General features: G+C 68.1%; 12 protein-coding genes. 2 read left to right on the forward strand and 10 right to left on the reverse strand.

The window, feature by feature from the left end:
• Nucleotides 1-693, forward strand: a complete 693-nt coding sequence (urtE, locus tag K9D25_RS08450; protein ID WP_244450407.1) for an urea ABC transporter ATP-binding subunit UrtE — start codon at nucleotides 1-3, stop codon at nucleotides 691-693.
• A 32-nt stretch (nucleotides 694-725) separates the two neighbouring features.
• Nucleotides 726-1,661, forward strand: a complete 936-nt coding sequence (locus K9D25_RS08455; protein ID WP_244450408.1) for an acetamidase/formamidase family protein — start codon at nucleotides 726-728, stop codon at nucleotides 1,659-1,661.
• A 131-nt stretch (nucleotides 1,662-1,792) separates the two neighbouring features.
• On the opposite strand, the gene K9D25_RS08460 is transcribed toward K9D25_RS08455, so the two are convergent.
• From K9D25_RS08460 to K9D25_RS08505, 10 genes are read right to left on the reverse strand one after another with little or no spacing between them, the layout of a single operon-like run.
• A complete protein-coding gene (locus K9D25_RS08460; protein ID WP_244450409.1) occupies nucleotides 1,793-2,605 on the reverse strand; it encodes a CheR family methyltransferase in 813 nt (270 codons plus the stop codon).
• Complete coding sequence (locus tag K9D25_RS08465; RefSeq protein WP_244450410.1) at nucleotides 2,602-3,798, reverse strand: protein-glutamate methylesterase/protein-glutamine glutaminase; 1,197 nt, start codon at nucleotides 3,796-3,798, stop codon at nucleotides 2,602-2,604. Before K9D25_RS08465 ends, K9D25_RS08460 begins: the two co-directional genes overlap by 4 nt.
• A complete protein-coding gene (locus K9D25_RS08470; RefSeq protein WP_244450411.1) occupies nucleotides 3,795-4,175 on the reverse strand; it encodes a response regulator in 381 nt (126 codons plus the stop codon). Before K9D25_RS08470 ends, K9D25_RS08465 begins: the two co-directional genes overlap by 4 nt.
• 25 nt (nucleotides 4,176-4,200) lie before the next feature.
• Nucleotides 4,201-4,674 carry a chemotaxis protein CheW gene (locus tag K9D25_RS08475; protein WP_244450412.1) on the reverse strand — a complete coding sequence of 158 codons (474 nt, stop codon included), beginning with the start codon at nucleotides 4,672-4,674 and terminating at the stop codon, nucleotides 4,201-4,203.
• Nucleotides 4,671-7,349: a hybrid sensor histidine kinase/response regulator gene (locus tag K9D25_RS08480; RefSeq protein WP_244450413.1), complete on the reverse strand. Its 2,679-nt coding sequence runs from the start codon at nucleotides 7,347-7,349 to the stop codon at nucleotides 4,671-4,673. The genes K9D25_RS08475 and K9D25_RS08480 overlap by 4 nt, the downstream gene beginning before the upstream one ends.
• Nucleotides 7,350-7,404: 55 nt before the next feature.
• A complete protein-coding gene (locus K9D25_RS08485) occupies nucleotides 7,405-9,078 on the reverse strand; it encodes a methyl-accepting chemotaxis protein (RefSeq protein WP_244450414.1) in 1,674 nt (557 codons plus the stop codon).
• Nucleotides 9,079-9,097: 19 nt separating this feature from the next.
• Nucleotides 9,098-9,619, reverse strand: coding sequence for a hypothetical protein (locus K9D25_RS08490; RefSeq protein WP_244450415.1), 522 nt, complete (start codon nucleotides 9,617-9,619; stop codon nucleotides 9,098-9,100).
• A complete protein-coding gene (locus K9D25_RS08495; protein ID WP_244450416.1) occupies nucleotides 9,616-9,993 on the reverse strand; it encodes a hypothetical protein in 378 nt (125 codons plus the stop codon). Before K9D25_RS08495 ends, K9D25_RS08490 begins: the two co-directional genes overlap by 4 nt.
• Nucleotides 9,990-10,481: a rod-binding protein gene (locus K9D25_RS08500; protein WP_244450417.1), complete on the reverse strand. Its 492-nt coding sequence runs from the start codon at nucleotides 10,479-10,481 to the stop codon at nucleotides 9,990-9,992. The genes K9D25_RS08495 and K9D25_RS08500 overlap by 4 nt, the downstream gene beginning before the upstream one ends.
• A 40-nt stretch (nucleotides 10,482-10,521) precedes the next feature.
• Nucleotides 10,522-10,923 carry a hypothetical protein gene (locus K9D25_RS08505; RefSeq protein WP_244450418.1) on the reverse strand — a complete coding sequence of 134 codons (402 nt, stop codon included), beginning with the start codon at nucleotides 10,921-10,923 and terminating at the stop codon, nucleotides 10,522-10,524.
• Nucleotides 10,924-10,926 lie beyond the last annotated feature (3 nt).

Consider the following 10,926-nt stretch of genomic DNA (forward strand, 5'->3'; position numbering starts at 1 on the left):
ATGCAGTTCCGTATCGAGGCACTCGACCAGCATTACGGCTCCTCGCAGGTGCTGCGCCAAGTGGGGCTGGAGATCGCGCCGGGCGAATGCCTGGCCGTTCTCGGCCGCAACGGCGCCGGCAAGACCACGCTGCTCAAATGCGTGATGGGGCTGATCGCGCCGAGCGCGGGGCGGGTGCTGCTCGACGGCGCCGACATCACCGGCTGGTCGCCCAACCGCCGCTCCCGCGCCGGCATCGCCTATGTGCCGCAGGGCCGCGAGATCTTCTCGGAGCTGACGGTGGGCGAGAACATCGAGGCCGCCGCCCGCGCCCATGGCACCTATGGCACGGCGGCGATGGAGGAGGCGGTGAGCCTGTTCCCGGTGCTGGCCGAGATGTGGAAGCGCCCCGGCGGCGCGCTGTCGGGCGGGCAGCAGCAGCAGCTCGCCATCGCCCGCGCCCTCGTCACCCGCCCGCGCCTCCTGATCCTCGACGAGCCGACCGAGGGCATCCAGCCCAATATCGTCGCCGCCATCGGCGAGGTGCTGCGCGCGCTGAAAGGCCGGCTGTCCATCCTGCTGGTCGAGCAATATCTCGACTTCGCCATCGAGACCGCCGACGCTTTCCTCATCCTCTCGCGCGGGGCCGTGGTGGAGAGCGGCCGCGCCGAGGCGATGAGCCGCGCCCATCTCACCCGCTTCATCGCCGTCTGACACGCGCTCGCGCCTCGCATCAGGAGTTCCCCATGTCGCGCCGCTTTGAAATCCCGGCCACTCCGGAAAACATGGTCTGGGGCTATCTCGACAGCCAGACCCCGCCCGTGCTCGAAGTCGCCTCGGGGGATGTGGTCACGCTGCATTCCTTCCCCGCCGGCGGCAAGGAGACGCTGCCCGAGACGCTGCCGGTTCCCGAGGATTACCGGCTGGCGCTCGACACGCTGCCGCAGGGGCCGGGACCGCATTTCATCACCGGCCCGATCTATGTGAAGGACGCCAAGCCCGGCGACGCGCTGCAGGTCGACATTCTCGACGTGAAGGTGCGCCAGGACTGGGGCTTCGTCTCCATCCTGCCGCTGCTCGGCACGCTGCCGGACGAGTTCACCGATTACGAGACCATCCACCCCGTGGTCGACCACGCCAAGAATGTCTGCGTGATGCCGTGGGGCACGGAGATTCCGCTCGACCCCTTCTTCGGCATCATCGCCACGGCGCCGCCGCCGGCCTGGGGGCGCTGCGGCTCGCCGGTGCCGCGCGCCTTTGGCGGCAATATGGACAATAAGGAGCTGCGCGCCGGCACCACGCTCTATCTGCCGGTCTTCAACGAGGGTGCGCTGTTCTTCGCCGGCGACGGCCACGGCGTGCAGGGCGATGGCGAAGTGTGCATCACGGCGCTGGAAACCGGCGTCACCGGCACGTTCCGCCTCACCGTGCGCAAGGACATGGCGCTGGACTGGCCCTTCGCCGAGAGCGCGACGCATCTGATGTCGATCGGTCTCGACGAGGATCTCGACGACGCCGCCAAGCAGGCGACGCGCGAGATGGTCAAGCATGTGTGCGAGCGCACCAATCTCTCGCGCAACCAGGCCTATATGCTGTGCTCGCTGGCCGGAAATCTGCGGGTGACGCAGATGGTGGACGGCAATAAGGGCGTGCACATGCTGCTGCGCAAATCGCTGCTGTGAGCCCACGTCGGCGTTGAAGGGAAGCCGCCCGTGGGCGGCTTCCTTGTGTGCGGCTTGCCTGTCTTGTCCGGCCCGGGCGCGCGTTCTCCTTCCTCGGGAGGGCCGAGAACGCCGCGACGGCCGGAGCCGCGTCAGTTCTTGCGGATGTAGAAGCCGTGCTGGCTGCCGGGCACCAGCTCGGTGGACAGGCCCAGCACGCTTTCGGCGCCGCCGAGCACGAGATAGCCGTCCGGTGCCATGATGCTGGCAATGCGGCTGAGCACGTCGCTTTTCGTCGGCGCGTCGAAATAGATCAGCACGTTGCGGCAGAACACGACGTCGAACTGCCCGAGATGGCCGAAGGGCTGCAGCAGGTTCAGTCGGGAGAAGCGAACCATGGAGCGTATGTCGGCATTGATGCGCCACATGTCGCCCTCCTGGTTGAAGCACTTCAGCAGATACTGCACCGGCAGGCCGCGCTGCACCTCGAACTGGCTGTAGAGCCCCTCCTTCGCCCGGTCGATCACCTCGCCCGAGAGATCGGTGGCGACGATCTCCACCCGCCTTCCGCCCAGCAGCCGCTCATTGTCGCGCAGCAGCATGGCGATGGAATACGGCTCCTGCCCGGTCGAGGCCGCGGCGCACCAGATGCGCAGCGGCTGGCCCGGCGGGCGACGCGAGACGATGCCCGGCAGGAACAGCGAGGCGAGCTGTTCGAAGGGCCGCTTGTCGCGAAAGAACAGCGACTCGTTCGTCGTCATCGCCTCAATCACGGCCTCGGCGAGCGGGGAGGTGCCGCGCTCGCGCAGGGCGCCGACAAGATGCGCCACATTGGGGATCGAGGCCTTCCGCATGACCGGGTCGAGCCGTGTCTCCAGCAGATAGTGCTTGTCGTCGGAGAGGGCGAGACCGGATTTTTCCTTGAGGAAGCGACGGAGGAAGTCGAATTCGGCGGGCGCGATCATTCGCGGCCTCCCGTAAGCAGCCGGTTGACCCGTGGACCGATCTCCACCAGCGGCAGGATGCCGGCGCAGGCGCCGATCGCCGCCGTGGCGCCGGGCATGCCCCAGACCACGCTGCTTTCTTCGTCCTGGGCGATGACGCTGCCGCCGAGATCGGCGATCTTCAGCGCGCCGCGCGCGCCGTCGCTGCCCATGCCGGTGAGCACGACGCTCAGTGCCGCGGCGCCATAGATGCCGGCGACCGATTCGAACATCGGGTCGACGGCGGGCTTGCAGAAATTCACCGGCGCGCTGTCCAAGAGGCGGATACGGCTCACGCCGCCGCTCTGCACCACATCCATGTGCAGGCCACCCGGCGCGACATAGATCTGGCCGGCGACGAGGTCTTCCCCGTCGCGCCCCTCGGCGCAGCGCCGGCCCGAGGCGCGGGCGATGTGCTCGGCCAGGATGGCGGTGAAGGTGGGGGGCATGTGCTGCACCACCAGCACCGGCACGCGGCCGATGAAGGGACCGATATCGGCGAACAGCTTTGTCAGCGCCTGCGGCCCGCCCGTGGAGCTGCCGATGGCGAGGAGAGCCGGCGGCATGCGCGAATAGGCGCGCAGCTTGCCATCGGGACGGCCGAGGCCGGGGATCTTCGCCGGGGCGGCGGCCGGGGCCGTCGCGGGCGCGCCCGCAGCGGGCGTGCCGGCCGTCGAGCCGATCGGCGGCCGCGGCATGGAGCGGCGGCGCACGCGCTGGCCGAGGCTGCGGGCCTTGGCCAGAAGCTCGGCGCGGAATTCCTCCGCCGCCACCGGGCCGCGCGCGCTGTCGGGCTTGGGCAGATAGTCCGCCGCGCCGAGGGTGAGCGCGCGCAGGCTGACCTCCGCGCCGCGGCGGCTCAGCGCCGAGGCGACCAGCACCGCGGTGTTGGGCTTGCGCTCAAGGATGAGCGGCAGGGCGGTGAGGCCGTCCATGTCGGGCATTTCGAGGTCGAGGATGACCACGTCCGGCTGCGAACTCTGGACATCGTCGGCGGCGCGGCGGCCATTGGGATGGGTGCCGACCACGGTGAACTCGCCGGATTCGCCGAGCCACTTGCTGAGGATGCCGCGCATGAACACCGAATCGTCGACGATCATCACCTTGATCGGCGGACCGGAAGGCTGCGCCTGCGCCGGCGTTGCGGGGGCGCCCGGGGGGCGTGCGAGCGTCATGTGGGCTCTTCCTCCAGCAGACCGACCTCGACAAGCTTCTCCCGCAGGATGTCGGCGTCGAACGGCTTCATGATGTACTCGTCCGCGCCGGCCGAGAGGGCCGAGGCGATATGGGAGGCATCGTTATTGGTGCTGCAGAACACCACACGCGGCGCGGTGCCGCCGGCTTCGCTGCGCAGCTGCTCCAGGAATTCGACGCCGGTGAGCTCCGGCATGTTCCAGTCGAGCAGGATGCCGTCAGGCATCTGCTGGCGGCAGCGCACAAGCGCCACGGCGCCGTTCTCAGCCTCGTCGACCTCGAACGACCATTCTTCCAGCATTCGCCGCGCGACCTTGCGCACCACGCTGGAGTCGTCAACGACAAGAAACGTCTTCATCGGCTTCGTTCCCGGCTCCGTACGCTTAAGCCGCGCTGCGCACGCCACCGACGGTGGCGAGCACACGCTCGACATCGAGCACCACGAGCAGCTCCGTCTCCAGGCGGTGGACGCCCTCGGCGAACTGCGTCCACTCTTCCTCGAGATTGGGCGGGTTGCTCTCATAGGTGCTGGGGTCGAGCAGCAGCACGTCCCCGACCCCGTCGATGAGCAGGGCGAACGCTTCGCCCGTGCGCTCGATGCCCACAGCCATGCGGGCGAGGGTGCCGTCCGACAGGCCGAGCAGGCGGCGCATGTCGATCATGGTGACAATGCGGCCGCGCAGGTTCAGCACCCCGTCGATCTCGCGCGAGGCGAGCGGCACCGGGGTGATGCGATCGGGGACGAACACCTCGTTCACCGACGAGATCGGCAGGCCGAAGAGCTGTCCGCCGACGCGGACCGTCACATATTGATGGGCGTCGCTGCGCCCTTCCACATTGGCAGCTGCCGTGCTCATGCCGCCTTCTCCTCATCCTCGTGGACCGCGAATTCGCGCAGCGCGGCGAGGAGGCCGTTGCGGTCGAACTTCGCGACATAATCGGTGAAACCGGCCATCCGGCCGCGTTCGATGGAATCCGCGTCGCCGCCGGTGGCGATGGCGATGATCGGCAGGTTCTCCATGTGCAGCTCGCTGCGCACGCGCTCGGCGAAGCCGATGCCGTCGAGGCCGCGCAGATCGACCTCGCTGACCACCGCGTCGAAGCGGGCGTCGCCGGAGAGCTTCTCCAGCGCCTCGCTGGCGGAGGTGCAGGTGGTCACGGCATAGCCATTGCCCTTCAGCACCGGTTCCAGCATGGCGCGATGGAAGGCGTTGTCGTCCACCAGCAGCAGCCGGCCGCTGCGCTCATGGCCATGCCCGACGGGAATGTCGAAGCTCTCGCCGAAGGCGCGCTGCACGAAATGGGCGACATCCAGCACCTCGGTCGCGGTGCCGTTGATGATCGCCCCGCCCATGATGTCCGGGGAGGCCGAGGACAGCTTGAGCTCGAAGGCGGTCTCGACGATGTCGACGATCTGGTCGACGACGAGGCCCATGGTCCGCTCGCCTTCCGAGAAGATGAGCAGAGGCTGCTTGCCGGAGGTCTTCCGCTCCACTTCGTCATTGGCGTAGAGGATCGGGATGAGCGTGCCGCGATACTGCGCGACGCAGCGATCCGACAGGCGCTCCACATCCTCGGCGTCGAGTTCTTCGAGGCGGGTGACGAGGGCGAGCGGCACCGCCTTCAGCCCTTCCGCGCCGGCGCGGCAGAGCAGCAGCGACATCCGGTTGGTATCGGCGTTCTTGGCGGCATCCGCCTCGCTCTTGGTCGCCTCTCCGGTCTTGTCCGAGCGGGCGGCGGCGAGCTGGGACAGGCCGTTGGGGTCGATGATCATGATGACGCGCCCGTCGCCGAGAATGGTGCTGCCCGAGACCAGGGAGATGCCGCGCAGCACCGAGGCGAGCGGCTTCACCACGATTTCCTCGGTGTGCGAGACGCTGTCGACAACGACGCCGAAGCGCTGGCTGCCGACCTGCATCACCACGATCAGCTCGCCCTCGGGACGCTCGCCCCAATGGCAGGACAGGCCCATCACCGTGCCGAGATCGAGGATCGGCAGCAGCCGGTCGCGCAGGCGCAGCACATGGGCGTGCTTGATGAAGCTCAGCGAATGCTCGCTATCGCCGCGCACCCGCACCAGCTCGACCACCGAGGTCTGCGGCAGGGCGAAGCGCTCGCCGGTAGATTCGACGATCAGCGCCGGGACGATGGCCAGCGTCAGCGGGATCTTGATGGTGAAGGTGGTGCCTTCGCCGCGCTTGGAGCGGACATCGACCGTGCCGCCGATCGCCTCGATATTGCAGCGCACCACATCCATGCCGACGCCGCGGCCGGATACGCTGGTGACCTGCTGCGCGGTGGAGAAGCCAGCCTGGAAGATGAAGCGGAAGGCCTGCGCATCGGTCATGCGCGCGGCATCGGCTTCCGTGCACAGGCCGTTCTCGACCGCCTTCGCCTTGATGCGGCTGACATCGAGCCCGCGCCCGTCATCGGCAATCTCGACGATGACATGGCCACCCTCGTGATAGGCGGCGAGGCGGATCGTGCCCTTTTCCGGCTTGCCGGCGGCGCGCCGCGCGGCCGGCATCTCCAGACCGTGATCGGCGGAATTGCGCACCATATGGGTGAGCGGGTCCTTGATCTGGTCGAGCAACTGCCGGTCGAGTTCGGTCTCGGCGCCGTGCTGTTCCAGCTCGATATGCTTGCCGAGCTCATGGGCGAGGTCGCGCACGATGCGCGGCAGCTTCTGCCAGGCATTGCCGATCGGCTGCATGCGGGTGCGCATCACCGCTTCCTGCAATTCGCCGGTCACGGTGGAGAGCCGCTGCAGCGGGCTCTTATATTCGCTGTCCTCGTTGCGGCGGCTGATTTCCATCAGCTGGTTGCGGGTCAGCACCAGCTCGGACACCATCGTCATCAGATGTTCGAGCACGGAAACGTTGACGCGGATGGTCTGCGCCGCCGCCGCCGCCGGGTCGTGCCCGGCCGCGGCCAGCTCACCCTCGGCGGCCTTCGGCGCGAGCGCGGGGGCGGGCGTGGCGACCGCCTTGGGGCGGGCTTCCACCGCTGTCTCGCGGAACATGCGCTCAAGTTCGTCCAGCGGCACTTCGCCCGGCAGCAGTTCGCGCTCCAGCGTGCCGGCGGCAGAGACGGTTTCCACCGGCGCCGGCATGGCGGCGGCGAGCGGTGGGGCGACCACCTCTTCCTCGACGGTCTCCTGCGCGGCTTCCGCCTCCAGCGCCGTGATCAGGTCCTCGTCCGCGCCCGGAGGCTCGACGCCGTCGGTGCGCTCGATCTCGGCCAGGATCAGCTTGATCCGGTCGATGGTGCGCAGGATCAGGTCCACCGCGCCCGACTTCACCGGCCGGCCGTTGCGGAACTCATCCATCAGCGTCTCGGCGGCATGGGCGAGCCGTGCCAGCCGCGCCAGGCCGATGAAGCCGCACGTGCCCTTGATGGTGTGCACGAGGCGGAAGATGTTGTTGAGGATGTCCCGGTTGTTCGGGTCGGTTTCGAGCCTCAGAAGTTCGCCGTCGGCGACGTCGAGGCTTTCGCTGGTTTCCGTCAGGAATTCGCGGAGCAGATCGTCCATGACACTCACTGGATTGGGGTGATCTCGGAGCCGGCGCGCACGGCGCCGGCGGGGCTCAGGCGGCGCGGATGCGTTCGATGAAGGTGTCGACCTGGGTGCGCAGGCGGCTGGCCTGAGACGACAGATCGGAGGCGGAGCGGACGATTTCGGCGGAGACGCGGCCGGTATCGGCAGCCGCGACGCTCACCGTCGAAATGCTGGAAGAGACTTCCTGCGTGCCCTGGGCCGCCTGGTGGACGTTCTGCGCGATCTCACCGGTCGCCGCCCCCTGCTCATCGATCGAGGTGGCGATGGCGCTGGAAATCTCGTCGATGCGGCGGATGGTGCCGGTGATGTTCTCGATCGCCCGCACCACATCGTTGGTGGCGCCCTGCACGGCGGCGATCTGCGAGGAAATCTCGTCGGTCGCCTTCGAGGTCTGCTCGGCGAGGGTCTTCACTTCCATCGCCACGACCGCGAAGCCGCGTCCCGCCTCGCCTGCCCGCGCCGCCTCGATGGTGGCGTTGAGGGCCAGCAGATTGGTCTGCGAGGCGATGTCGGTGATGAGGTTCACCACCTGGCCGATGCGCTGGGCGTTGGTGGCGAGGCCGCGCACCACATCGGCGGTGCCGGTCGCCTGCTCGGTCGCCTCGCCGGCGATCTTGGCGGCGGTGGCCACCTGATGGCCGATCTCGCGCACCGAGGCGGCGAGCTCCTCGGCGGCGGAGGCGGCGATCTGCACATTGCTGGTCGCCTGTTCGGCGGCCGCGGCGACGACGGTGGACTGCTTGCTGGTCTCGTCGGCGGACGAGCTCATGCTGGAAGCGGAATGTTCGAGCTGGGTGACGGCGGCCGCCACGGAGCGGACGACGCCGGAGACCTCGCTGTCGAAGCGTTCGGCGAGATCGCGCATGGCGACGCGCTTCTCGGCTTCCATACGTTCGGCATTGGTCGCCTGCTCGGCGCGCAGCTGCTCGGCATCGCGCAGCGTGCCCAGAAGCTCACCGGTGGAACGCCAGAGGTCGCCAATCTCGTCCTTGCCCGGATTGGGCTCGACCGCGACATCGAGCTTGCCGTCGGCCACGGCCTTCACCGTTTCGATAACCCGACGGATGGGGCGGCTCAGCGTGACGACGCCGATATAGAGGCCGGTGCCGATGCCGATGAGAAGGCCGATGATCGTCGCGGCGAGGATGACGAAGCCGGCCCAGCTGCTGACGGTGTTGAACTCCTCGCGCAGCGGATCGGTCATGTCGCGCAGCCGCTCGACATGTTCGTTGAGCGAGGTCTGCAGTGCCTTGCGATTGGCGCGGTTGGCCTCGTTGTTGCCCTGGACATTGGCCGCCTGCGGGCCTTCCGAGGTGGCGAGGCGCGCGGTCTCGGTGCGGAAGGCGACGAAGTCGGCGACATCCTTGGCGACCGGGCCGAAGCTGGCCTGGACATCGGCATCCTTGGTCGAGGTCACTTCCTGCGCGGTCTCTTGCAGGTGGTTGAGGCTGCGCTTCAGGCCGGCGACGAAGGGCTTGGCGGCTTCCGTGTCCTTCGACATGTAGATGCCGCGCGCGTCCATGACGACGGTGCTGACCAGGCCGTTGATGCGTTCGGCGAGGAAGGCCTGGCGGTGCAATTGGTCGAGCTTGTTGGCGAGGCGCGTTTCATGCGCCAGCGTGTAGACCGAAATGCCGCCGACGATCGCCGTTGTCAGGCCCAACGTGGCGACGATGGAATAGATTTTACCGGTGATCTTCATGTGGACATTCCGGGTGAGATCAATGCGTTGCTTTTTCGCCTGAGGCGGCGGATGATTTCTTCTTCGGCGTGTCGCCGGTCCGGTCGACAAGGGCACGTATTTCGGACTTGTCGATGTAGTTGATGCCGTCGACCAGTATCTCGGTTATGACATCGCCTTTGAGCTTTTCATTGGCCCTCATGCGTATATTGGCCATCATCTCGGCGAGGTTGTATTTCGACAACTTGCCGAATTCGATGCGGCCTTCAGTGTAAATCTCGTCAAAGGCCGCGTTGGTGACGAAGATCTGCGGGTCGATCGGCAGCTTGCGCAGCGTCCCCGCGTCGGCGGTGAACACCAGCTTGGCGATGACATAGCCGCGCACGGTGCCGTCGATGATCATCGGCACGTTGATCGGGTCCAGCCGGCGATATTCGAGCCCGGCGAGGTAGGGTTCCTCGCTCTTGGCGCCGGCCGAGCCCGCCATCCAATAGGCCCCGCCATAGCTCGCCAGCAGCGTCACCAGGCAGGCCCAGAGGCCGATGAACAGCAGACGCATCATCGCGCGGCCTGCCGGTTGAGCTGGGCGAAGGAATAGGTGCCGTCGGATTCCGCCTCGCCCATTTCGCGGCCAAGAAGGGCGGCGATTTCCTGCGCGGCGGAAAGATGGATGCGCAGCATGTCCTGATTGGCCTCCAGCCCGGCCCGCAGCCGCGCCAGCCGCGCGGACAGCCCGCCTTCGCGGGCGGCGTCGAACGCCTCAGGCAGCGAGCGAATGGCGCGCGTCAGTTCCAGCAGGCTGCGGCTCTTGCGGCGGTTGATCTCCTCGAAGTCCAGCGGCCGGCGCTGGGCGAGCGCGGAGGTTTCCTCCTCCACCGTCTCTTCCAGCCGGTCGAGCAGGCCCTTCAGCGTCGCAAGGGCGGGGTTGGCGGTCATGATGCGCTGGGCCCGCCCCGCGCGGCGGCGAGGTGCTGGGCGATGCCGATGCCGCCGGACTTCGCCACCTCGTCGGCGATGCGCTCGGCCAGCATGGAGCGCCAGACCTGCCCGGCGGTGCCGGCGCCGAACAGGGTGGCGCTGGATTTCGGCAGCAGCTGCTCGACGAAGCCGCTCAGCACCATCGCCTCGAAGCGCCGATAGGGCGAGGCGCCGGGCGTCTCGTGACGGGCGGAAAGGGCGGTGGCGTTGGAAAGCGCCCGGGCGGAGAAGCCGCCGAGCGGGCTGGTGCCTTCACCGAGGGCCGGAGCGGCGACGCCTTCGCTGGCGAGGGCGTCATCGAAGCCCGCGCCCTCGGCGAGGTCCACGGCCCCGGCCGGACCGGCGGACGCGACCTCGCGCAGCCGCGCCGCCATGGCCTGCGCCTTGTGCGGATCGGCGGCTTTCACCACGTCGAGAAGGATATCGGAGGGCGGCTGAATGCTCATCGGCTGCACCGTTACATTTTGACGGTTGCAGCCTCGCAGGTCAGGCTGCCGGGAAGCTTGCGCCACTCCGGGCGATGAAAGCCTCGAGCGCGTCGTCGAGATCGGCGCGCTCCTGCGCGGCGTTGGCGTGCGCGGCGGCCTTGCCGGTCAGACGCTCCGCCCGCTTCAGCCGCATGGCGGCGTCGAGTGCCACCACTTTCTGTTGCGCCACTTCCTGCTGCAGCCGGGCGATCTGCGCGTCGAGCGCGCGCAGGCGCGGGGCGGCGAGGGCGATGACGAAGGAGGGCACGGCCTCGTTGTTGAGCACGGCGAGCACCTCGCCCCGCTCCCGCTGCACCTCGGCCAGCGCCCGCTCCAGCTGGGCGAGCGCGCTTTCGGCGCGCTGGTGCATCTGCCCCTGCACCGATTCGATCCGCCGCGCCTTGCGCAGTGTGGCGACCATGGT

Source organism: Ancylobacter polymorphus (assembly GCF_022836935.1).
Lineage (GTDB): Bacteria > Pseudomonadota > Alphaproteobacteria > Rhizobiales > Xanthobacteraceae > Ancylobacter > Ancylobacter polymorphus_A.